The organism is Salmonella bongori NCTC 12419, assembly GCF_000252995.1.
In the GTDB taxonomy this organism is placed as follows: Bacteria; Pseudomonadota; Gammaproteobacteria; order Enterobacterales; family Enterobacteriaceae; genus Salmonella; species Salmonella bongori.
In genome coordinates this window covers 3,703,350-3,725,992 of sequence record NC_015761.1, presented here as the reverse complement: position 1 = coordinate 3,725,992, position 22,643 = coordinate 3,703,350, and the positions used below count along the sequence as shown (strand labels likewise).

Here is a 22,643-nt window from a genome sequence, read left to right as displayed (position 1 = left end):
ATAAGGCGTTAGCCGCCATCCGGCAATTTACCGTTATGTCATAGCAAAAGGGGAAACATGTTTCCCCTTCCCATCCCTCTTTTCATACTGTTTTTTGTGCCGAATCGCGTTAGCATGAGTCAGGACTCATTTAATGCGGGGATTTCATGGCTATTAAACTCATCGCTATCGATATGGATGGCACCCTTCTGCTACCCGATCACACCATTTCTCCGGCGGTTAAAAACGCGATTGCCGCCGCGCGTGAAAAAGGGGTAAATGTAGTGCTGACCACCGGGCGTCCGTATGCGGGTGTGCACAGTTACCTGAAAGAACTTCATATGGAACAGCCCGGCGATTACTGCATTACCTATAACGGGGCTCTGGTGCAGAAAGCGGGGGACGGCAGTACGGTTGCGCAAACGGCGCTCAGCTATGATGACTACCGTTACCTGGAAAAACTGTCCCGTGAGGTGGGTTCTCACTTCCACGCATTAGACCGAAATACGCTTTATACCGCTAACCGCGATATCAGCTACTACACGGTGCATGAGTCGTATGTGGCGACTATTCCGCTGGTATTTTGTGAAGCGGAGAAGATGGATCCGAACACCCAGTTCCTGAAAGTTATGATGATCGATGAGCCTGCCGTTCTCGACCGGGCGATTGCGCGTATACCGGCAGAGGTGAAGGAAAAGTATACCGTGCTGAAAAGTGCGCCGTACTTCCTCGAAATTCTCGATAAACGGGTCAATAAAGGCACCGGCGTAAAATCGCTGGCCGAGGCGCTGGGTATTAAGCCAGAGGAGGTGATGGCGATTGGCGATCAGGAAAACGACATTGCGATGATCGAATACGCCGATATGGGCGTGGCAATGGATAACGCCATTCCATCGGTGAAAGAGGTGGCTAACTTTGTGACTAAATCGAACCTTGAAGATGGCGTTGCCTGGGCGATTGAACAATATGTTCTGCCCTGATTCACTCCGGCCCGATCGCCGTCGGGCCGATTATTCCACTAATGAACTCAATGCCTTGCAACAAAGACGTTGTAGAAAATAGTTTTTTATTTCAAAAGATTAATCCGCACAGAAATCCCTCCCGCCAGGCGACGGTTGCTATATTCTCCCTCCTCCTTTCGATCCGGCGGCGCTTCTCGCCAGAATAAACGCTTCATTATTATGAAAAAACGCTCCCTTTTGCTGCTGGCGCTGCCCGCTATGGCTTTTTCTACCTGGGCGGCCACCAGCCCCCCGGCGAACCTGTGGCCTGTTTATAGCTATCAGGATGACGCCCCATCTGCTGCCATACCGCCAGTCGCGACAACGATGGTTGCAAAGCCTGCCAGTACCTCCGTGTTGCCTTTTCTGGGGGATGAAGCCCGAAAGCGTGGCTATGAGCTTCCCGAGCCGTTTGGCCTCAATATCAACTACATGAATATTGGGCAGAATATTAACGTTGATAGCATCAACTTTAATGGTCTGGCTTTAGGCCCCAATGGGGGTATTCCATTAGATAACGCTTTTAAAATTAATGTCGGTCATACCCGTGAAAAGAGCAAGACCGAAACGGTCAAGCTGGATGCCTGGCTGCTGCCGTTTATGAATGTGTACGGCCTGGTGGGTTATACCGATGGTCATTCTGTTTCGCAAATTGGTGTTGGGTTGATGGCGAAAAATGGTCACGTTTTTCATCCCACCGATCTGCAAAACCTCAAGTTTAAACTCGACTTTAAAGGCACTACCTATGGTATCGGCACCACGCTGGTTGGCGGCGTAGGTAACTGGTTTACCGCTGTTGATGCTAACTACACCCAGACCCAGTTCGATATTCTTGATGGCAGCATTGACGCCTTTACCGTCTCACCTCGCGTTGGATACCGTTTTACCACCCCGGGTATAGATAAGATGCATCTGCCGTCGGGCAAGCTAAACGTTTGGGTCGGTAGCATGTATCAGGATGTGCAGCAGGAATTTAAAGGCAGCCTCAACGACCTGACCATGCCGTCAGCGACGCTACAAAGGCTGGTGCATATGGCTAACTATAACAATAATGGCCGCTTTGACGTCAAACAACATCTGCAATCACCGTGGAACGTGCTGCTGGGCGCCCAGTATGAAATAACCCGCCATTTCAATATCACCACTGAGTTTGGCTTTGCTGAGCGCAATAGCTTCTTTGTGGCCGGTGAGTACCGCTTTTGAACCGCTGCCATTGCCGGCTGTTGCTTTGCGTCGCCGGTGTGCTGTCCGGCGTGGCGCAGGCGGCGCTGCCCAGCCGCAGTCAGGTGGACGGCTGGCTACAGCAAATGGGGGATAGCGATACTTACGATGCCGCCAAAGGCGTCAATTGGGGAGTAATGCCCGGGCCATTTTATACCCCTGAACTGGGGCTGGGCATCGGTACCGCTATTGTCGGTATGTATCGCCCCGATCCTGCCGATAATGTTAGCCAGGTATCCACGCTGTCGCTGAGCGGCTATTTTAGCTCTACGGGGGCTTTCGGCGTAAGCCTGCAAAATTACGCCTTTTTCGCGCAAGATCGCTGGCGTTTCTTCCTCACTGGCGCATTGAGCGACACGCCCACGTACTATTGGGGACAAGGCTTTGCTGCTGGTGATAAAGACAGTCATAAGCAGGCCTATACCGCGCAGGTGCTGGATCTGCAACCCATGGTGTATCTTCGGCTGGTCAACAATATCTATCTTGGTGTTGGCTGGACGCTGGATGTACAGCACGCCGCGCAAATCGATGAGGACGATTTGCCCAGAATTCAACATACAGCGCAGGGCAGTTCTTCACTGAGTAACGGCGGTAGCGTTGAAATGAGTTGGGATGACCGTGATTTTATGCCTAACCCACGTAAAGGACAGTATGCCACCCTTCGCTATACCCACTTTGCGCCGGACGTCGGTAGCGATACGCGGTTTGATGAATACCAGTTGCACTACAGTCAATACCACGCCGTTGATGATAAAGATGTGCTGGCCTGGGAAGCTGACGGCGCCTTTACCCAGGGCGACGTGCCGTGGAATATGCTGCCGCTGCTGGGCAGCAACCATCGTATGCGCGGCTATTATGAAGGGCGCTATCGCGATAAAAACGCCATCAGCGGCCAACTGGAATATCGCCATAAGTTGAGCTGGCGGCATGGCGTTGTCGGTTGGGTGGGAGCGGGCACCATGGGATCGTCTTTGCACCATCTGGATGACGGGCGATGGCTGCCTTCTGCGGGCGGGGGCTATCGCTTTGAGTTCAAGCCGCGCGTCAACGTGCGGCTGGATTACGGCGTGGGCAAAGGCAGCAGCGGTTTTTATTTTCAGGTAGGAGAAGCATTTTGAGGACCATCGTTCGGGTTATTTTTCTGGCGCTGCTGTTTCTGACGGAGAGCGCCCGCGCCGCCGTACCACTGACGCTCTATCTGTCCACTCCCCCAATGCCTGCTGCCAGTGAGGCCTGGCCGACGATGCCGCCGCAGCCGCTGCCAAAGGGGTTGCGTCCGTGTTGCGCTTTTGGTTACGACCTGCATGCCGAGCTGTTGGGACTGCCGGTTCCGTTCTATGAGTTAAATAACGTCGTGACGGTGGATTCGCTGGGGCATCATCAGTACAACGACCATCTGTATTCGGGCGTGGCAAACCTTACCGGCCTTAGCGGTGAGAATAACGGTATTGTGTATACCTTGCGTGGCGGATTCATCGACACCGCACATGTGCGGGATACCGCTGATATGACAGTGTATATTTTCAGCCAACTACTACCAAAGTTGGGGCAGGCTTTTACCCTGAATCTGGGCGAGGAACTGGCCGAACGGCGTCTGGTCTTTACTGCTTTTATCCCTCCGGTCGATGCACGCGAGCGTTACACGCTGGCCGCCTGGCTGTCGGCGCATCTGGCGTTCCAGGTGGCGGAGTGGCACGAAATCGCCCAATGGTACGGTTTCGAGTCCGTTCGCGGATTTTCTGAGGGAGTATCGGCCTTTTCGCCGGAAGATCTCTATTCTAACCTCGCAGGAGCCCGTCTGGCGGCATCTTTAATTGTCGGCGGCCAGACGAAAACGCAAGAGATGTACAACACGGCGATGGAAACGGCACTGCGGCAAGCGCTGACGCAGCTGGCAGCGCAGCCGGCGCAGATCACCCGTTTTCACTTTGATATGCTTGATGGCCGTTGGTGGAACAGCCAGCGGCGCGTACCAGAAAAATATCTGGTGCTGCATCGTAATTATCAGATGGGGGATAACCGCCTGCCGACCGCGGTTCCTGGCGAGATAACGCCGCTATTGCCGCTGAGCTTGCCCCATCGCTGGCGCGGTATCCCGCTTAGCACGCTGGCGCAACTACAATTGTGGCCCAGCGAGGATATGGCGCAGCTACCGCCTCCCGCGCACTATTACAGCGAAAAAGATTTTGCCGCCCTGGCGGAGCAGGCGCGGCTACAGGACGAAAAAACACAGAATCATTAAACAGGCAGTAGCGGTAGTCGTAGGCTATTCCCCTCTTCCATCCTCGACGTACTGTTTTATACCGTGATAACTGGCGATGTGAAACGCGTCGTTTGGCGAGCCGGAAGCCATTATGGCGAAGGATGACCGGCTATCCATGCGTCAAGCGCCGTCAGTCCCTGCATTACGACAGTGCGGATATCAATACCGCTAAATGGCTGTATTTCCAGCTCCCGACAGGCTTCGGTTGCCTGCGTCATCCCCAGACTGGCGCAGCTACTTTTTAACTTATGCGCCAGCCGCTTAATGTTAATGTCGTCATTTATGGCGCGCGCCGCCTCGATCTCCCCGACTAAAGGCAGCGCGCTTTCTTTGAATAACGCGACCCATTGCCGGAGTTTTTCCGGGCCGACAGCCGCCATATCGCCGGTAAGCTGATGTTCGTTCAGCATCGCCTGCGCGTGGTGAGATTTGCCCTGTAAATAATGCGCTATCATGCGGTAAAGCTCCTCGCGGGGAACGGGCTTTTGAATGATCCCGCAGAAAAGACCAGCGGTACGCTGACGAAGATTATCGTCTATCACATGCGCGCTAAAACCAATGCGTTTCATGGCGGGATACTGACTCATCAACTGCTGCGCCAGGGTTAAGCCGTCATAGTCCGGTAAATCGAAATCCACCAACGCAACGTCAAAGGTCTTGCCTTCGGCTAAACAGCGTAGCGCGCTGGTCGCGCTTTCAGCAAGCGCGACGGTTACGCCTTTGTCCGTAAGCATTTCGGTGGTGATACGCTGCGTCAGAGCGTTGTCTTCAATCAGCAACAGGCGTAACCCGTTAAGATTTATCGCTTCCCTGAACACATTGTTGTTCGCGGGCCTGGGGTGGTGAATCGGCAGTTGTAAACGAAAACAACTGCCAATATGAAGCGTACTGGTGACGGTTAGCGTCCCGCCCATCGCTTGCGCCAGGCTGGCGCTAATCGCCAGTCCCAGTCCCGTCCCGCCCCGGCGTCCTGTCGCCTGAACAAACGGTTTAAAAATATCCATCAGCTTCGCTTCAGGGATACCGCATCCGGTATCTTCAACCTCAATGAACCAGTTCTGCGCATTGCAAAACGTGCGCAGCACAATGTTGCCGCGATCGGTAAATTTCGCGGCGTTACTTAAAAGGTTTATCACAATCTGGCGTATCCGGCGCGGATCGCCTTGTAGCGTTGAGGGTAGCTGGTCGCTAACGTCGGCGATTAACTCCACGGTCTGAGGATGAACGCGACTGTGCATTAAATGCAGGGCGCTATGCAACAGTTGTCTCGGTTCAAACGGCTCCTCGCTGATGGAGACATTGGTCCCGCCCACTTCAATCGCCGAGTAATCAAGGATATCGTTAAGGATCGCCAGTAGCGACTCACCTGAATCATTAATGGCCTGTAAATCGTCACGGTAGTTTGCCATAAGCGGCTTATCGGCCAGCAATTGCACCGTACCAAGGATGCCGTAAAGCGGCGTGCGAATTTCATGGCTCATTGCGGCAAGGAACGTCGATTTCGCTTTGTTGGCCTTTTCCGCTTCGGCACGTGCTTGCCGGTGTTCCAGCACCAGCGCATGAAGCTCCGCCGTTTGCGACCGTACCTGTTCCGCCAGATCTTCACGATGATGGTCCAGTTTGCGTACATTAGCGCGAAATGCCTCCATCAGGCGACTGATGGTATCAAGTTCGCTGACGCCAGCCGCTTCCGGGAACGACGAGTCGATATCGCCCTCCAGAAGTTTCTGCAGGGCCTGCGTTTGTTGGGCCAGCGGGCGGGATACGGAACGGTAAACCACTCGCCAAAGGATAAAACTTAATGAGCACAGCGCCAGAATGCCTAAAATTATTAACCCTATTTGCCCCCTCTGGCTGGCATGTTTAAGGCGCGCTAACCCAGCCTCATTACGTTTTTCGATGGCATTGACCAGTTGCGATACTTCCGTACTGAAGCGGGTAAACTGGAAGAGGTTGTTTTCCATTAGCGTTTGAAGCTGGCCACGGATCGCGTTTTCCTTGCGGAACAGAGAAACCAGTGTGGTGTACTGGCTTATTTGCGCCAGGGCGTCGCCGATTTGAGCGCGAACGGTAGGATCTTCTATACGTTGTTGGCGACGGGATAAAATTTTAACCAGCTGATTAAGTTTTTCATCGGTTTTATCGGCATCGCTCAACCCTTGCGCATCTTTTAAGGTCACAATAAGCTGCTTAAACCGCAGGGCATTAACCCGCAACTCATTCATCTGATTCACATATTCAAGGTCGATATCAATTAACCGGTCAAGCGCGCGCTCAGCCAGGTCCCCTTTATTGCTTTCAATCAGATCGTAAATACCGGCCTGGGTGGCGCCTGCGGATGTCGCCGCATTATTAGCCTGGCCGTGGGCCTGAGCGGCAATATTTTCCGCCGCCTCCGCAATCTGGCGGCTTAGCTGCTGTTGCTGCGTGCGCAACGTGAGAATTTCGCCGACCAGTGTTCCCTGTTGTCCAAGCGTTTGCGCAATCTCTTTTTCTTGCCGGGCGATGGCCGAGGTATTAAACCCCTGCTCGCTTAATGCCTGCAAAAGATGGTTAATTTTAAGGCTTTGCGCTTTCAGCATCTTCCCCTGGGCAAGCCAGACGCCCTTGCTATCGGCATTGGTCAGATTTTGTGCGGAAAAAAGCGCATAAGCGCTGGCTTCGCTTAACTGTCTGGCCATATTCATCGTCGGGATTAGTGCCTGCGTATTGGTTTGCTCCACCTGACTAATGACGCGCAGGCCTATCCAGCCAATCACGGTACTGAGCAGGTTGAGCGCCGCCATCAGGGCAAAAGCCAGCCATAATCTGCGGGTTAGTGAAGGCGTTGACATTTATGCGCCGCAGGTGAAATGGGTTGAGTTGCCGTAAGGAAAACCATTAGGATAAAACCTTGTTGATGATGGGGCTATCATGCGCACGCTTATTTCGTTCTTTTTTTTGATAATCATCGTCTCGAATGTAGAAACGGCGTTAGCCGGAACCGGGTTGTTGCACTGGACGCGTGCCGATCGGGCGATTCCGTGGCGGCAAACGTCAGTCAATGCCATTAAACCCTGGAAATTGTGTGCATTATACCCCAGCCTGAAAGATTCTTACTGGCTGTCCGTCAATTATGGGATGCAGAAAGCAGCTAACGTCTATGGCGTTGATTTAAAAGTGCTGGAAGCGAACGGCTATCGACAACTGGCGACTCAGCAGCAACAAATGATGCAATGCCGGGAATGGGGTGCTGATGCGATTCTGCTTGGCAGCAGTACCGACCGTTTCCCGGAGCTGGAACGGTATGCCGGTCATTTGCCGGTTATTGAACTGGTGAATATGATTCATGACGCCAGAGTGGCGACCCGTGTCGGTTTGCCGTGGTTTCAGATGGGCTACCTGCCAGGACGTTACCTGGCGCAGTGGAGCAAAGGAAAAACGCTTAACGTTTTACTCTTCCCTGGGCCGGATGAAGCCGGCGGAAGCCAGGAGATGGTCGCGGGTTTTCAGCAGGCGATTAAAGGCAGCGCCATTAACATCGTGGATATCGCCTGGGGCGATAATGATATTGAAGTACAGCGTAACTTGTTACAGGAAATGCTGGAGCGCCATCCGGACGCCAATGTGGTCGCCGGGTCGGCAATAGCGGCGGAGGCGGCAATGGGGGAAGGACGGAACCTGACGTCGCCGCTCACCATCGTTTCGTTTTATCTGACGCATCAGGTTTATCGCGGTTTAAAGCGCGGCCATATCCTGATGGCGCTCAGCGATCAGATGGCCTGGCAGGGAGAATTGGCAATAGCGCAGGCGATTAAGGTCTTACAGGGTCAGTCCGTGCCTGGAAACATTAGTCCGCCGGTACTTATTTTGACGCATAAAAACGCTGACAGCGCGCGCGTTCGCCGTTCGCTATCGCCGCCTGGTTTCCGGCCTGTCTATCTGTATCAATACACATCTGAGGCTAAAAAGTAACCTTCGCCATGCTGGGTAACCAGTAGCTCTGGTGTAATTTTGTGGCGTAAGCGGCGAACCAATACATCAATCGTGCGGAGATCCGGCGTTTCTACGCGGCGGGCGGAAAGCATCCGCAGCAGGCGTTCTCGATGTAGTACTTTACCTGGGTTAGTGACAAAAGCCAGCAGCAGTTCGTATTCTGCACGCGTCAGCTTAATGGTTTCACCGTTGTATTCCAGCGTGTGGTTCATGACATTCAGGCAATAACCGGAAAAAACATAGCAGTTTTCGTTGACGCTTTGCGGCGTGGGGTGAGCCAGATCGATGCGCCATAAAAGATTTTTCACCCGCACTACCAGCTCGCGCAGTTCCAGCGGCTTGGTGACGTAGTCGTCCGCGCCCATCTCCAGCCCGACGATGCGGTCGATTTGGTCGCAACGCCCCGTCACCAGAATGATGCCCACCGTGGAGCGTTCGCGTAGTGATCTGGTCAGCATCAACCCGTTTTCATCGGGAAGATTGATATCCAGCAGAATCAGCGAAATGTGCTCATGCTCCATGATGTCGCGCAGGCCCGCGCCGCTGTCGGTCACCGAAACGCGATACCCCTCCTGCTCAAAATAGGCCTGTAATCTGGCCTGAGTAACAGGTTCATCCTCAACAATAACAATGTGATGTGACATCCTGCGCGCGATCTCTTTCTGTTCATATCTGTTCATATATTGCCGTATCCCGTTCATCCTGACCAGTGACGCTGTTCATATTTGCGGAATAAGATCTGCGCATTAAACCATATAATTACAGGGGCTATTATGCGAAAACTCTGGAGAGCGCTACTCAGGCCAAGCGCCCGTTGGTCGATACTGGCGCTGGTCATTGTCGGGATTGTGATCGGTGTCGCGCTGATTGTGTTACCTCACGTCGGTATCAAACTGACCAGTTCGACAGAGTTTTGCGTCAGCTGCCATAGTATGCAGCCGGTGTATCAGGAATATAAACAGTCCGTCCATTTCCAGAATGCCTCTGGCGTACGCGCGGAATGTCACGATTGCCATATCCCCCCAGATATCCCCGGCATGGTGAAACGTAAGCTGGAAGCCAGTAACGATCTTTACCAGACGTTTATCGCCCACTCGATTGATACCCCGGAAAAATTTGAAGCCAAACGTGCCGAGCTTGCCGAGCGTGAATGGGCGCGTATGAAAGAGAATAACTCCGCGACCTGTCGCTCCTGCCATAACTACGACGCAATGGATCACGCGAAACAGAACCCGGAAGCAGCGCGGCAAATGAAAATCGCCGCGAAAGAAAATCAATCCTGCATCGACTGCCATAAAGGGATTGCCCATCAGCTACCGGATATGAGCAGCGGTTTCCGCAAACAATTTGAAGAACTGCGCGCCAGTGCCAGTACGCATAATGACGGCGATACGCTTTATTCGCTGGATATCAAGCCGATTTACGCCGCTAAAGGTGATAAAGAACCGGCTGGTTCGCTGCTACCCGCTTCTGAAGTGAAAGTCCTTAAACGGGACGGGGACTGGCTGCAGGTGCAAGTCGAAGGCTGGACGGAGACGGACGGTCGCCAGCGCGTACTGACGCAGTTGCCCGGTAAACGTATTTTTGTCGCTTCGATTCGTGGTGATGTGCAACAGCATGTGAAAACGCTGGAAAAAACGACCGTTGCCGCAACCAATACCGAGTGGAGCAAGTTACAGGCGACCGCATGGATGCAAAAAGGCGATATGGTGAATGATATTAAACCCATCTGGGCCTACGCGGATTCGCTCTATAACGGAACCTGTAACCAGTGTCATGGCGCGCCGGATAAAGCGCACTTCGACGCTAACGGCTGGATCGGCACGCTCAATGGCATGATCGGTTTTACCAGTCTGGATAAGCGTGAAGAACGTACCTTGTTGAAATATCTCCAGATGAATGCGTCTGATACCACCACTACGCCGCACAGCGATAAGGGAGAAAACAATGAAAAATAAGGACACGTTATACGTCTCACGTCGTCGTTTTCTGGCGCAACTCGGCGGCCTGACGGTGGCAGGAATGCTGGGGCCGTCACTGTTGACGCCTCGCAGCGCTCATGCGGCGGATGCCGTGACGCCTGGCGCCGCGACGAAAGAAGGTATCCTGACGGGTTCCCACTGGGGGGCGATTCGCGCCACGGTAGCCGAAGGTCGCTTTGTGGCGGCAAAACCATTTGAACAGGATAAATATCCGTCCAAAATGATCGCCGGCCTGCCCGATCATGTTCACAATGCGGCGCGTATCCGCTACCCGATGGTGCGTGTCGACTGGATGCGCAAAGGTCATCAAAGCGACACCTCGCAGCGTGGGGATAATCGTTTTGTGCGGGTCTCCTGGGATGAGGCGCTGGATCTGTTCTATCAGGAGCTGGAGCGGGTGCAGAAAACCTATGGGCCGAGTGCGTTACTGACGGCGAGCGGCTGGCAATCTACCGGTATGTTCCATAACGCCTCCGGGATGCTGGCGCGCGCCATTGCGCTGCATGGCAATAGCGTTAGCACAGGAGGGGACTATTCCACCGGCGCGGCGCAGGTGATTCTGCCGCGCGTGGTCGGCTCAATGGAAGTGTACGAACAGCAAACGTCATGGCCTCTTGTTTTACAGAACAGTAAAACGATTGTGCTGTGGGGATCGGATATGGTGAAAAACCAGCAGGCGAACTGGTGGTGCCCGGATCACGATGTCTATCAGTACTATGAACAATTAAAAGAGAAGGTCGCCAGCGGCGATATCTCGGTTATCAGCATCGACCCGGTCGTCACTTCCACGCATGATTATCTGGGGCGCGATAAGGTTAAACACATTGCCATTAACCCGCAGACGGACGTTCCGTTGCAGCTGGCGCTGGCGCATACTCTGTACAGTGAGAAACTGTACGATAAAAACTTCCTCGCTAACTATTGCGTCGGTTTTGAACAGTTTCTCCCCTATTTGCTCGGTGAGAAAGATGGGCAACCTAAAGATGCCGCCTGGGCGGAAAAACTGTGCGGTATTGACGCCGACACCATCCGCGCGCTGGCACGGCAGATGGCGGGCGACAGAACGCAGATCATCGCAGGTTGGTGCGTACAGCGTATGCAGCATGGCGAACAATGGTCATGGATGGTGGTCGTGCTGGCGGCAATGCTGGGGCAGATTGGTTTACCGGGCGGCGGCTTTGGCTTTGGCTGGCACTATAACGGCGCCGGTACGCCGAGCCGTAAGGGGATCATTTTAAGCGGCTTCTCCGGTTCGACGACCGTTCCGCCAGTACACGACAGCACCGATTACAAAGGTTACAGCAGCACCATTCCTATTGCGCGTTTTATGGATGCCATCCTCGAGCCAGGGAAAGTGATTAACTGGAACGGGAAATCGGTTAAATTACCATCGCTGAAAATGTGCGTATTCGCCGGGACCAACCCGTTCCATCGGCACCAACAAATTAACCGCATGATTGAGGGATGGCGCAAGCTGGAAACGGTTATCGCTATTGATAACCAGTGGACATCGACTTGCCGCTTTGCGGATATCGTCTTGCCGGCTACCACTCAATTTGAGCGTAACGACCTCGATCAGTTCGGCAACCACTCCAACCGCGGCATTATTGCCATGAAACAGGTTGTTCCGCCACAGTTTGAAGCGCGTAACGACTTTGACATTTTCCGCGATCTCTGCCGCCGCTTTAACCGTGAAGCAGCGTTCACGGAAGGTCTGGATGAAATGGGGTGGCTGAAGCGCATCTGGCAGGAAGGGAGTCAGCAGGGGAAAGGCCGCGGTATCCACTTACCGACTTTTGAGGTGTTCTGGAATCAGCAGGAGTACATTGAGTTTGAGCATCCGCAAATGTTTGTGCGCCATCAGGCCTTCCGCGAAGATCCGGACCTGGAACCGCTGGGAACGCCAAGCGGCTTGATCGAGATTTACTCCAAAACGATCGCCGACATGAAATATGACGATTGTCAGGGCCATCCGATGTGGTTTGAAAAAATCGAACGTTCGCATGGTGGGCCGGGATCGCAGCGCTGGCCGCTGCATTTACAGTCCGTCCACCCTGATTACCGCCTGCATTCCCAATTGTGTGAGTCGGAAACATTGCGCCAACACTACGCTGTTGGTGGCAAGGAGCCGGTCTTTATTAATCCACAGGATGCCAGCGCACGCGGGATCCGTAACGGCGACATCGTGCGGGTATTCAATGCGCGTGGGCAGGTACTGGCGGGAGCGGTAGTTTCCGATCGGTACGCGCCGGGCGTGGCGAGAATTCATGAAGGCGCATGGTACGATCCTGATAAAGGGGGGAAAATTAATGCGTTGTGTAAGTATGGCAACCCTAACGTATTAACACTGGATATCGGTACGTCGCAACTCGCACAGGCGACCAGCGCACATACTACGCTGGTAGAAATTGAAAAATATACCGGCCCTGTTGATAACGTCACGGCGTTTAACGGCCCTGTGGAGATGGTCGCGCAGTGTGAATATGTCCCCGCATCGCAGGGGGATCTACATGGTTAAGCAAATAACGCTTGCCCAGGAACAGTATGCCTGTGTATATGCATGGCTGGCGTTGCTCTTTTTCCGGGAAGTCGATGAGGAAGGGTTAAGGCAATTACAGTCCGCGGAGATCGCGGACTGGCTGGCGTTATTAAAGCGCCAGCCAGATCTGGCGGCGTCGGTGGCGTTGGTCGAACAAAAAATTGCCGCGCTTAGTCTACGCCAGGATGCGCAACTGGAACTGGCGGCAGATTTTTGCGGGTTATTTCTGCTGACGGATAAAAAAGCGGCATTGCCTTATGCCTCGCACTACCCGCAGCAGGACCCCGGCATGATTAAACATTTATTGCTTGACGCCGGGATGGACGTCAACGACGACTTTAAAGAACCGGCCGATCATCTGGCCATTTATCTGGAATTACTGAGCCATTTACATTTTTCGTTAGGTGAATCGTTCCAACAACGCAGAATGAATAAATTACGTCAGAAAACATTATCGTCATTACTGGAGTGGCTTCCGGAATTTACAAATAATTGCGTTAAGCATGATCCCTATGGTTTTTATGCTGCGTTAAGTCAATTATTGTTGGCTATCGTTCGTTTTGATGATGGAAAAGAGGATTTGCGCGTTGTGGCTACAAAATGAAATAAGTGATACGTATCGCAAAAAAACGCTTACGATAGCCGGGGGTTATCATATCTATAGGTTTGGTCAATTGTAATTATTGATACCAATCAATATCCACAATGGGTTTGCATTTAGTATTGACGGGCCTCATGAGTAAAAAAATAAAATTTAATTAATCATGCCGCAATACCCCATAAGGATAATGATATGAAAAAAATTACCCTCTATGCGACAACGGTTATCACCGTTGGGCTGTTATGTTATTTAGGTTTGTCCGGGTATGTATGGTATTACGACAAACAACGCAGTAAAAAAAGCGATGTGCAGGCATCTGTGGTGGGAGAAAATAATAAAATTCTTGGCTATTTCAGGGAGAAAGGATGTGATTATTGTCATACGCCTTCCGCTGAATTACCTTTTTATTCCTCTTTTCCGGTGGCAAAGCAGCTAATGGATTACGATATCCAGCTCGGCTATAAATCGTTTAACCTTGAGGCAGTCCGTGCCGCCCTGATTGCAGATACGCCGGTGCCGCAAAGCGAACTAAATAAAATTGAATGGGTTATGCAACATCAGACTATGCCGCCAACCCGCTATGTCGCGCTGCACTGGGCCGGGGGCGTTAGCGATAAAGAGCGTACTGACATTCTGACCTGGATAGCCGATCAGCGTGAACGTCATTATGCCAGCGCCGATACCGATGCAGCGCACCGGAATGAGCCCGTTCAGCCTATTCCGCGCAATATCCCTGTCGATGCTAAAAAAGTCGATTTAGGCTTCCGTCTTTATCATGATGAACGTTTATCCGGGGACAGCACAATATCCTGTGCGCATTGTCACGCGTTAAATGCTGGTGGTGTAGATGGCAGAAAAACCTCAATTGGCGTTGGCGGTGCGGTAGGACCAATAAATGCGCCGACGGTCTTCAACTCGGTCTTTAATATTGAGCAATTCTGGGATGGTCGCGCTGCGACCCTGCAAGAACAAGCCGGCGGACCGCCGTTAAACCCCATCGAAATGGCCTCTAAATCCTGGGATGAAATTATTAGCAAGCTTGATAAAGATCCGGTATTGAAAAAAGATTTCCAGGCAGTTTATCCGCAAGGATTTACCGGGGAAAATATTACCGATGCGATTGCTGAATTTGAAAAAACATTGATAACACCGGACTCTGCTTTTGATAAATGGTTACGTGGAGATGAAAGTGCGCTGACCGCGCAACAGAAACACGGTTATCAATTATTTAAAGAGAATAAATGTGCGACCTGTCACGGCGGTATCATTTTGGGGGGGCGTTCCTTTGAACCGTTAGGATTAAAACGTGACTTTAATTTTGGTGAAATTACAGCGGCGGATATTGGTCGTATGAACGTCACTAAAGAGGTACGCGATAAATTACGACAAAAAGTTCCGGGTTTACGCAATGTGGCGTTAACGGCACCTTATTTCCATCGGGGTGATGTACCGACGCTGGATGGCGCGGTAAAACTGATGCTGCGCTATCAGGTTGGCACCGATCTGCCACAAAACGATATTGACGATATCGTCGCCTTCCTGGAAAGCCTGACTGGTGTTTATACGCCCTATCAGCCTGAATATGCGCAATGACGATGATGCTTGAAGCCAGAGAACTGCACTGCGAGCGGGACGAGAGGACGCTGTTTTGCGGGCTGTCGTTCACCGTGGGCGCCGGGGAGTGGGTGCAAATTACCGGCGGCAACGGCGCCGGGAAAACCACCCTCCTGCGCCTGCTTGCCGGGCTGGCGCGCCCCGACAGCGGCGGGGTGTACTGGCAGGGCGAACCCCTGCACCGCGTGCGCGACAGCTATCACCAGAACCTGCTGTGGATTGGCCACCAGCCGGGGATAAAAACCCGGCTTTCCGCGCTGGAAAACCTGCGCTTTTATCATCACGACGGCAACACGGCGCAGTGTCTGGAGGCGCTGGCGCAGGCCGGGCTCGCCGGATACGAAGATATTCCCGTGAATCAGCTTTCTGCCGGCCAGCAGCGCCGGGTGGCGCTGGCCCGTCTCTGGCTGACCCGTGCCACGCTTTGGATCCTTGATGAACCGTTCACCGCCATCGATGTTAACGGCGTGGAACGGCTCACCCGGCGGATGGCGCAGCACGTCGGGCAGGGCGGGAGCGTCATGCTGACCACCCACCAGCCGTTAAACGCTGCCGCGGATAAAATCCGCCGTATTGCGCTGGCCACTGAGGGGGCCGGGCAATGATGTGGCGCATCTTCCGCCTCGAACTGCGTGTGGCGTTTCGCCACCGCGCCGAAATCGCCAATCCGCTGTGGTTCTTTCTGATTGTCATCACCCTGTTTCCGCTGAGCGTTGGCCCGGAGCCGCAGCTTCTGGCGCGGATTGCGCCGGGAATTATCCAGGTGGCGGCGCTGCTGGCTTCCCTGCTGGCGCTGGAGCGCCTGTTCCGTGACGACCTGCAGGACGGCAGCCTGGAGCAGCTGATGCTGCTGCCGTTGCCGCTGCCGGCGGTGGTGCTGGCAAAGGTGCTGGCGCACTGGGTGGTGGCCGGCCTGCCGCTGATACTGCTCTCCCCGCTGGTGGCGCTGCTGCTGGGGATGGATACCGGCGGCTGGAAAATGATGGCGCTGACGCTGCTGCTCGGCACCCCGACGCTGAGTTTCCTCGGCGCGCCGGGCGCCGGGCTGACGGTGGGGCTGAAACGCGGCGGTGTGCTGCTGAGCGTCCTGGTCCTGCCGCTGGCCATCCCGGTGCTGATTTTTGCCACCGCGGCGATGGAGGCGGCGTCGATGCATTTACCCGCTGACGGCTACCTGGCGGTTTTGGGGGCGCTGCTGGCAGGCAGCGCCACGTTAAGCCCCTTTGCCACGGCGGCGGCGTTACGGGTCAGCGTGCAGTAATGTGCACAGGATTTACAGGCCGCAGGGCGAAGCCGCCCCTCCGGCAAAATGAATGTTCATTAATGGAGTCTGGTGACTGAACTATGTGGAAAACACTTCATCAACTGGCGATGCCTCCCCGGCTCTATCAGATCTGTGGCTGGCTCATCCCCTGGCTGGCGGTGGCCGGCGCGGTTGCGCTGGGCATCGGCTGGGTCTGGGGCTTTGGCTTTGCGCCGGCGGATTATCAGCAGGGGCAAAGCTACCGCATCATCTACCTGCACGTTCCGGCGGCCATCCTGTCGATGGGCATTTACGCCTCGATGGCTGTCGCCGCGTTTACCGGGCTGGTCTGGCAGATGAAAATGGCCAGCCTTGCCGTTGCGGCGATGGCGCCGGCTGGCGCCGTGTTTACCTTTATCGCGCTGGTTACCGGTTCCGCATGGGGAAAACCAATGTGGGGCACCTGGTGGGTGTGGGATGCGCGGCTGACCTCGGAGCTGGTGCTGTTGTTCCTCTACGCCGGCGTTATTGCCCTGTGGCAGGCCTTTGATGACCGCAAACTGGCGGGGCGTGCGGCGGGGATCCTGGTGCTGATTGGCGTGGTGAACCTGCCTGTCATTCATTACTCCGTTGAGTGGTGGAACACGCTGCATCAGGGGTCGACGCGGATGCAGCAGAGCATCGACCCGGCGATGCGCTCGCCGCTGCGCTGGGCGATAGCCGGCTGCCTGCTGCTGTTCATGACGCTTGCGCTGATGCGTATGCGCAACCTGATTTTAATGATGGAAAAACGCCGCCCGTGGGTGAGCGAACTGATACTGAAAAGGGGGCGCCAGTGAGTCCGGCATTTTCATCGTGGAGCGAGTTTTTCGCCATGGGCGGGTACGCCTTTTTTGTCTGGCTGGCCGTGGCAATGACCGTGGTCCCGCTGGCGGCGCTGGTCCTGCATACCTTTTTTCAGCACCGCGCCATTTTACGCGGCGTGGCGCAGCAGCGCGCCCGGGAAGCCCGGATGCGTGCGGCGCAGGCGCAACGGGAGGCCGCGTGAATATCCGACGTAAAAACCGGTTATGGATAGCCTGCGGTATCCTGGCAGGCCTGGCTCTGACCCTGGCGCTTATCCTGTACGCGCTGCGTTCGAACATCGACCTGTTTTATACCCCGGGCGAAATCCTTTACGGTAAGCGCGAAACGCAGCAGATGCCGGAAACCGGCCAGCGCCTGCGCGTCGGCGGTATGGTGATGCCCGGCAGCGTCCGGCGCGACCCGGACTCGCTGAAGGTGAATTTCAGTATCTATGACGCCGAAGGGGCGGTGACGGTGAGCTATGAAGGCATTCTGCCGGACCTGTTCCGCGAAGGGCAGGGCGTGGTGGTGCAGGGCACACTGGAGAAGGGTAACCACATACAGGCGCAGGAGGTGCTCGCCAAACACGACGAGAACTACACCCCGCCCGAGGTGGAAAAAGCGATGCAGGAAAACCACCGCCGTCCGCAGGGCGTTTATAAGGATAAATCATCATGATGCCTGAAGCCGGCAACGGGCTGCTGTGCCTGGCGCTCGGGGTGGCGTTACTGCTGTCCGTGTATCCGTTATGGGGCGTGGCGCGCGGCGATGCGCGCATGATGGCGTCAGCCAGGCTGTTTTCCTGGCTGCTGTTTCTTTGTGTGGCGGGCGCGTTTGCCGTGCTGGTACACGCCTTTGTGGTTAACGACTTCACGGTGCTCTACGTCGCCAGCAACTCGAACACGCAGCTTCCTGTCTGGTACCGGGTGGCCGCCACCTGGGGGGCGCACGAAGGTTCGCTGCTGTTATGGGTCTTGCTGATGAGCGGCTGGACGTTTGCGGTGGCGTTGTTCAGCAAGTCCATGCCGCCGGATATTGTGGCCCGCGTACTGGCGGTGATGGGGATGGTGAGCGCCGGGTTTCTGCTGTTCATCCTCTTTACCTCCAGCCCGTTCGCCCGCACGTTGCCGGACTTTCCGGTGGAAGGGCGCGATCTGAATCCTCTGCTGCAGGATCCGGGGCTGATTTTCCACCCGCCGCTGCTGTATATGGGCTATGTCGGCTTCTCGGTGGCCTTTGCCTTTGCCATTGCCGCGTTGCTGAGCGGGCGGCTGGACAGCACCTTTGCCCGTTTCTCGCGTCCCTGGACGCTGGCGGCGTGGATTTTCCTGACGCTGGGTATCGTGCTCGGCTCCGCATGGGCCTATTACGAGCTCGGCTGGGGCGGCTGGTGGTTCTGGGACCCGGTTGAAAACGCCTCCTTTATGCCGTGGCTGGCAGGCACCGCGCTGATACACTCGCTGGCGGTCACCGAACAGCGCGCCAGCTTTAAGGCGTGGACGCTGCTGCTGGCCATCTGCGCCTTCTCGCTCTGTCTGCTGGGCACCTTCCTGGTGCGCTCGGGCGTGCTGGTGTCGGTCCACGCCTTCGCCTCCGACCCGTCGCGCGGCATGTTCATCCTCGCCTTTATGGTGCTGGTGACAGGCGGTTCGCTGCTGCTGTTCGCCGCGCGCGGACATAAGGTGCGTTCCCGGGTAAACAATGCCCTGTGGTCGCGGGAGTCGCTGCTGCTGGCTAATAACGTGCTGCTGATGGCCGCCATGCTGGTGGTGCTGCTGGGCACGCTGCTGCCGCTGGTACACAAACAGCTGGGGCTGGGCAGCATTTCGATTGGCGAACCGTTTTTCAATACCATGTTCACCTGGCTGATGGCGCCGTTTGCCCTGCTGCTGGGGATTGGGCCTCTGGTGCGCTGGGGCCGTGACAGGCCACGTAAAATCAGAACGCTGCTGCTGGCTGCCGTTGTCACTACCCTGGCGCTGTCGGTACTTTTGCCATGGCTACTGGAAGATAACATCATCGCCATGACGGCGGTGGGGATGGCGATGGCCTGCTGGATTGTTGTGCTGGCGGTGGCCGAAGCCGTACAGCGCCTGTCCCGCGGCACGAAAACGCCCCTCAGCTACTGGGGGATGGTGGCGGCGCACCTCGGGCTGGCGGTGACGATTACCGGCATCGCCTTCAGCCAGAATTACAGCGTGGAGCGGGACGTGCGGATGCGGGCGGGCGACAGCGTGGATATCCACCACTACCGGTTCACCTTCCGGGAGGTGCGGGACATCACCGGGCCCAACTACCGCGGCGGGGTGGCCATTATCGGGGTGACGCGCGACGGGGAGCCGGAGGCGGTGCTCCATGCGGAGAAACGCCTCTACAACACCAGCCGGATGGTGATGACCGAGGCGGCGATTGACGGCGGGCTGACCCGCGACCTGTACGCCGCGCTCGGCGAGGAGCTGGATAACGGCGCATGGGCCGTACGCCTGTATTACAAACCGTTTATTCGCTGGATTTGGGCTGGTGGCATACTGATGGCGCTGGGCGGGCTGCTGTGCCTGGCGGACCCGCGCTACCGCCGCCGTAAACCGTCGCCGGAGGCCGTATGAAACGCAACGTACTGTTATTGCCGTTACTGATTTTTCTGCTGATTGCCGCGGCGCTGCTGTGGCAGTTAGCGCGCAACGCTGAGGGGGATGATCCGGCGCATCTCGAATCGGCGCTGGTTGGCAGGCCGGTGCCGGCGTTCCGCCTGGAGTCGCTGGAGACACCAGGCCGGTACTATCAGGCGGAGGTGCTGACGCAGGGGAAACCGGTGCTGCTTAACGTCTGGGCGACCTGGTGCCCCACCTGCCGCGCTGAACACCAGTACCTTAACCAGCTTGCAGCGCAGGGCGTGCGGGTGGTCGGGCTTAACTATAAGGATGACCGGCAAAAGGCCATCGTCTGGTTAAAGGAGTTAGGTAACCCGTATGCGCTGAGCCTGTCTGACAGCGACGGGATGCTGGGGCTGGACCTGGGCGTGTACGGCGCGCCGGAAACCTTCCTCATCGACGGCAACGGGATTATCCGCTATCGCCATGCCGGCGATTTGAACGCCCGGGTATGGGAAAGTGAACTGAAACCGCTGTGGGATAAATACAGCCGGGAGGCCGCGCAATGAGGTTTTTACTGGGCGTGCTGATGCTGGTTATCTCCGGGTCAGCGCTGGCAACCATCGACGTGATGCCGTTTAAAGACGAGGCGCAGGAGCAGCAGTTCCGCCAGCTCACGGAGCAGCTGCGCTGCCCGAAATGCCAGAACAACAGCATTGCGGACTCTGATTCCATGATTGCGACCGACCTGCGGCAAAAAGTCTATGAACTGATGCAGGAAGGCAGGAGCAGGCAGGAAATTGTCGATTATATGGTGGCCCGCTACGGCAACTTCATTACTTATGATCCGCCATTAACTCCGCTGACTGTTCTGTTATGGGTATTGCCACTGGTGGCGACGGGCGCTGGCGGCTGGGTGATTTTCGCCCGGACGCGACGCCGGGTACGTATCCGGCAGGACGTCTTTGCCGGCGGCATTCCTGCGGCGGGACCACGCGCAGGCGTGGGGATGTATCTTCCGGGCGTGGTTATCGCGCTGGGGGTGGCCGCCACCAGTTACTCCCTGACCGGCAGCTATCAGCAGGTCAGGAACTGGCAGCAGGCAACGGCGCAGACGCCGGGGCTGCTGGCGCGGGCGCTGGACCCGCAGGCGCAGCCGCTGGATGAAGAGGAGATGGCGCGGCTGGCGCTGGGGCTGCGGACCCGCCTGCAAAAGGATGCCGGCAACGTTGAGGGCTGGCTCATGCTGGGGCGCACCGGTATGGTACTGGGTAATGCCAGTACCGCCACAGAGGCTTATGCGAACGCCTACCGCCTGGATCCGAAAAACAGCGATGCGGCGTCAGGCTATGCTGAAGCCCTGACGCGGTCGTCCGACCCGGAGGATAACCGGCGCGGCGGGGAGTTGCTGCGCCAGCTGGTGAGAAGTGACCACGCCAGCGTGCGGGTGTTAAGCCTGTATGCGTTTAACGCCTTTGAGCAGCAGCGCTTTGGCGAGGCGGTGGCGGCCTGGAAGATGATGCTGAAACTGCTGCCGGCAGACGATACCCGGCGCGCGGTGATTGAGCGCAGTATCCGGCAGGCGATGGCGCAGCAGGGCAGGTAAGCGTGGAAGGCGCCGGAGGGAGGCGTAAAGCCTCTTATCCGGCCTGCCTATACCCGAGTGCTTATCGGGTAAAGCTTACGTCGACGTATCATTGAGCGGAATGTGCGCGATATTGCTTTGCATGATCAATTTTCGTAACCCTGGCGAGGTTAAACAGCGGCTCTTGATGATTTTGCTATACAGCTTGAGACGAAGCTTCCGGGTTGCCCGCCACCAGGCCGCGTTGGGGTCGGTTGTAGGCTGCTTCAGGACATTATTAAGGATTTCTGCGCTATCCAGCGCATAGCTAATGCCTTCCAGCGAGCTGGCGCTGATAAACCCTGCCGCTTCGCCGATCAAAAATGCATTTTCTTTACCGCAGACAAAATCTGCCCAGCGTGATGGAAACAGGACGGTACATTTTTCACTTTTTACCGGAGCGCCGAAGCGAAAATGGAAGTCCGCCATCTTTTTCTTCAGCGCGTCAAAACGCTGCTGCCCGTCTTTCATTGGGTAAGCCCCGCCGAAGATAAAATAACCGTCTTTACTGATGCTCCAGGAATAACAATCGGTGGCATTATTATCAAAGATGCAGGAATAAAACGGTACCGGATGCTGCTCTGTAAACCATTGCTGAATAGCAACATACTTACGAATTTGATGTCCCGGATACAGATGACGGCGCACCAGTGAATTCGCGCCGTCAGCGCCAACCAGGTAACGGGCGGTAATTTGCTGTTCCCACCCGTCGGCGCGAAAAATAACGTGCCATTTATCGTCCTCACGCCAGATTTTTCGACACAGACTGTCGTGGTAGAGCTGCACCGCATCAGGGATAAGCGACTTCATCCATAAATCAAAAGCGTGGCGGTTAATGTTGATATAGCTGCGCTGGTAGTGACGGGTCAGCGCCGCTTCCACATCCACCGTTTTAACGCTAAAAATTTGTGGGTTAGCAATAACGTCTACCGGCAGGGTGATGCCGTCACGAATAAAAGAACGCTGAGCATCTGGCGCCAACAAACCGCCGCAGGGCTTTGTAAAGCCCCCGGTGCCGGACTGACGTTTTTTATCCAGAGCCACGATACGCATCTTTCCGCTTAACCGCCGCGCCAGTGCGGAACCGGCCGGGCCCAGGCCGATAATCGCTACATCAAAATGTTCCATCGTTCCATTCGCCGTGATTGAAATAACGATACGCTA

20 protein-coding genes are annotated in these 22,643 nt (G+C 55.5%); 17 read left to right on the top strand and 3 right to left on the bottom strand.

The features are described from left to right. Nucleotides 1-146: 146 nt before the first annotated feature. From yidA to SBG_RS17605, 4 genes are all read left to right on the top strand, one after another. Complete coding sequence (yidA, locus tag SBG_RS17620; RefSeq protein ID WP_000985569.1) at nt 147-959, top strand: sugar-phosphatase; 813 nt, start codon at nt 147-149, stop codon at nt 957-959. Between the two features lie 201 nt (nt 960-1,160). Next, nucleotides 1,161-2,183, top strand: coding sequence for a hypothetical protein (locus SBG_RS17615; RefSeq protein WP_000747402.1), 1,023 nt, complete (start codon nt 1,161-1,163; stop codon nt 2,181-2,183). After that, on the top strand, nt 2,180-3,319 hold the full coding sequence (locus tag SBG_RS17610; protein ID WP_001078026.1) for a BamA/TamA family outer membrane protein: 1,140 nt from the start codon (nt 2,180-2,182) through the stop codon (nt 3,317-3,319). Before SBG_RS17615 ends, SBG_RS17610 begins: the two co-directional genes overlap by 4 nt. Continuing rightward, complete coding sequence (locus SBG_RS17605) at nt 3,316-4,443, top strand: DUF4056 domain-containing protein (protein WP_001259272.1); 1,128 nt, start codon at nt 3,316-3,318, stop codon at nt 4,441-4,443. The genes SBG_RS17610 and SBG_RS17605 overlap by 4 nt, the downstream gene beginning before the upstream one ends. 110 nt (nt 4,444-4,553) lie before the next feature. Here the strand turns inward: SBG_RS17605 and torS are convergent, their stop codons facing one another. After that, nucleotides 4,554-7,298, bottom strand: coding sequence for a TMAO reductase system sensor histidine kinase/response regulator TorS (gene torS / locus SBG_RS17600; protein ID WP_000106934.1), 2,745 nt, complete (start codon nt 7,296-7,298; stop codon nt 4,554-4,556). 79 nt (nt 7,299-7,377) lie between these two features. Here torS and torT point away from each other — a divergent pair, with 79 nt between their 5' ends. Further along, entirely contained in the window at nt 7,378-8,418 is a 1,041-nt protein-coding gene (torT, locus tag SBG_RS17595; RefSeq protein WP_001259559.1) for a TMAO reductase system periplasmic protein TorT, read from the top strand. Here torT and torR read toward each other — a convergent pair. After that, the gene (gene torR, locus SBG_RS17590; RefSeq protein WP_024135146.1) at nt 8,391-9,083 is read right to left on the bottom strand and encodes a two-component system response regulator TorR; all 693 of its coding nucleotides are present in this window, start codon (nt 9,081-9,083) and stop codon (nt 8,391-8,393) included. The two genes, torT and torR, sit on opposite strands and share 28 nt — an antisense overlap. 129 nt (nt 9,084-9,212) lie before the next feature. Between torR and torC the strand changes: the two genes are divergently transcribed. From torC to SBG_RS17530, 12 genes are all read left to right on the top strand, one after another. Further along, entirely contained in the window at nt 9,213-10,397 is a 1,185-nt protein-coding gene (torC, locus tag SBG_RS17585) for a pentaheme c-type cytochrome TorC (RefSeq protein ID WP_001230250.1), read from the top strand. Further along, the gene (gene torA / locus SBG_RS17580; RefSeq protein ID WP_000790695.1) at nt 10,387-12,939 is read left to right on the top strand and encodes a trimethylamine-N-oxide reductase TorA; all 2,553 of its coding nucleotides are present in this window, start codon (nt 10,387-10,389) and stop codon (nt 12,937-12,939) included. Before torC ends, torA begins: the two co-directional genes overlap by 11 nt. Beyond that, nucleotides 12,932-13,564, top strand: a complete 633-nt coding sequence (torD, locus tag SBG_RS17575) for a molecular chaperone TorD (RefSeq protein WP_000240622.1) — start codon at nt 12,932-12,934, stop codon at nt 13,562-13,564. Before torA ends, torD begins: the two co-directional genes overlap by 8 nt. A 189-nt stretch (nt 13,565-13,753) precedes the next feature. Next, nucleotides 13,754-15,154 carry a cytochrome-c peroxidase gene (locus SBG_RS17570; protein WP_000724479.1) on the top strand — a complete coding sequence of 467 codons (1,401 nt, stop codon included), beginning with the start codon at nt 13,754-13,756 and terminating at the stop codon, nt 15,152-15,154. Nucleotides 15,155-15,159: 5 nt separating this feature from the next. Further along, a complete protein-coding gene (gene ccmA / locus SBG_RS17565; RefSeq protein ID WP_000888553.1) occupies nt 15,160-15,780 on the top strand; it encodes a cytochrome c biogenesis heme-transporting ATPase CcmA in 621 nt (206 codons plus the stop codon). Continuing rightward, nucleotides 15,777-16,436 (top strand): heme exporter protein CcmB, encoded by a 660-nt coding sequence (gene ccmB / locus SBG_RS17560; protein ID WP_000990021.1) that lies wholly within the window; start codon nt 15,777-15,779, stop codon nt 16,434-16,436. The genes ccmA and ccmB overlap by 4 nt, the downstream gene beginning before the upstream one ends. 83 nt (nt 16,437-16,519) lie before the next feature. Further along, nucleotides 16,520-17,257 carry a heme ABC transporter permease gene (locus SBG_RS17555; protein ID WP_000266014.1) on the top strand — a complete coding sequence of 246 codons (738 nt, stop codon included), beginning with the start codon at nt 16,520-16,522 and terminating at the stop codon, nt 17,255-17,257. Then, on the top strand, nt 17,254-17,466 hold the full coding sequence (ccmD, locus tag SBG_RS17550; RefSeq protein ID WP_000074115.1) for a heme exporter protein CcmD: 213 nt from the start codon (nt 17,254-17,256) through the stop codon (nt 17,464-17,466). The genes SBG_RS17555 and ccmD overlap by 4 nt, the downstream gene beginning before the upstream one ends. Next, entirely contained in the window at nt 17,463-17,942 is a 480-nt protein-coding gene (ccmE, locus tag SBG_RS17545) for a cytochrome c maturation protein CcmE (protein WP_001026423.1), read from the top strand. The genes ccmD and ccmE overlap by 4 nt, the downstream gene beginning before the upstream one ends. Beyond that, nucleotides 17,939-19,870 carry a heme lyase CcmF/NrfE family subunit gene (locus tag SBG_RS17540; RefSeq protein ID WP_000982402.1) on the top strand — a complete coding sequence of 644 codons (1,932 nt, stop codon included), beginning with the start codon at nt 17,939-17,941 and terminating at the stop codon, nt 19,868-19,870. The genes ccmE and SBG_RS17540 overlap by 4 nt, the downstream gene beginning before the upstream one ends. Beyond that, nucleotides 19,867-20,424 carry a thiol:disulfide interchange protein DsbE gene (dsbE, locus tag SBG_RS17535; RefSeq protein WP_000828282.1) on the top strand — a complete coding sequence of 186 codons (558 nt, stop codon included), beginning with the start codon at nt 19,867-19,869 and terminating at the stop codon, nt 20,422-20,424. The genes SBG_RS17540 and dsbE overlap by 4 nt, the downstream gene beginning before the upstream one ends. Further along, nucleotides 20,421-21,461 carry a cytochrome c-type biogenesis protein CcmH gene (locus SBG_RS17530; RefSeq protein ID WP_001211604.1) on the top strand — a complete coding sequence of 347 codons (1,041 nt, stop codon included), beginning with the start codon at nt 20,421-20,423 and terminating at the stop codon, nt 21,459-21,461. Before dsbE ends, SBG_RS17530 begins: the two co-directional genes overlap by 4 nt. A 75-nt stretch (nt 21,462-21,536) precedes the next feature. Here the strand turns inward: SBG_RS17530 and cbrA are convergent, their stop codons facing one another. After that, a complete protein-coding gene (cbrA, locus tag SBG_RS17525) occupies nt 21,537-22,607 on the bottom strand; it encodes a colicin M resistance lipid reductase CbrA (RefSeq protein ID WP_000399740.1) in 1,071 nt (356 codons plus the stop codon). Between the last annotated feature and the right edge of the window lie 36 nt (nt 22,608-22,643).

Coding starts and splice junctions, on each gene's coding strand:
- yidA (WP_000985569.1), top strand. CDS start 147: ATGGCTATTAAACTCATCGCTATCGATATGGATGGCACCCTTCTGCTA.
- SBG_RS17615 (WP_000747402.1), top strand. CDS start 1,161: ATGAAAAAACGCTCCCTTTTGCTGCTGGCGCTGCCCGCTATGGCTTTT.
- torS (WP_000106934.1), bottom strand. CDS start 7,298: ATGTCAACGCCTTCACTAACCCGCAGATTATGGCTGGCTTTTGCCCTG.
- torT (WP_001259559.1), top strand. CDS start 7,378: ATGCGCACGCTTATTTCGTTCTTTTTTTTGATAATCATCGTCTCGAAT.
- torR (WP_024135146.1), bottom strand. CDS start 9,083: ATGTCACATCACATTGTTATTGTTGAGGATGAACCTGTTACTCAGGCC.
- torC (WP_001230250.1), top strand. CDS start 9,213: ATGCGAAAACTCTGGAGAGCGCTACTCAGGCCAAGCGCCCGTTGGTCG.
- torA (WP_000790695.1), top strand. CDS start 10,387: ATGAAAAATAAGGACACGTTATACGTCTCACGTCGTCGTTTTCTGGCG.
- torD (WP_000240622.1), top strand. CDS start 12,932: ATGGTTAAGCAAATAACGCTTGCCCAGGAACAGTATGCCTGTGTATAT.
- SBG_RS17570 (WP_000724479.1), top strand. CDS start 13,754: ATGAAAAAAATTACCCTCTATGCGACAACGGTTATCACCGTTGGGCTG.
- ccmA (WP_000888553.1), top strand. CDS start 15,160: ATGCTTGAAGCCAGAGAACTGCACTGCGAGCGGGACGAGAGGACGCTG.
- ccmB (WP_000990021.1), top strand. CDS start 15,777: ATGATGTGGCGCATCTTCCGCCTCGAACTGCGTGTGGCGTTTCGCCAC.
- SBG_RS17555 (WP_000266014.1), top strand. CDS start 16,520: ATGTGGAAAACACTTCATCAACTGGCGATGCCTCCCCGGCTCTATCAG.
- SBG_RS17540 (WP_000982402.1), top strand. CDS start 17,939: ATGATGCCTGAAGCCGGCAACGGGCTGCTGTGCCTGGCGCTCGGGGTG.
- dsbE (WP_000828282.1), top strand. CDS start 19,867: ATGAAACGCAACGTACTGTTATTGCCGTTACTGATTTTTCTGCTGATT.
- SBG_RS17530 (WP_001211604.1), top strand. CDS start 20,421: ATGAGGTTTTTACTGGGCGTGCTGATGCTGGTTATCTCCGGGTCAGCG.
- cbrA (WP_000399740.1), bottom strand. CDS start 22,607: ATGGAACATTTTGATGTAGCGATTATCGGCCTGGGCCCGGCCGGTTCC.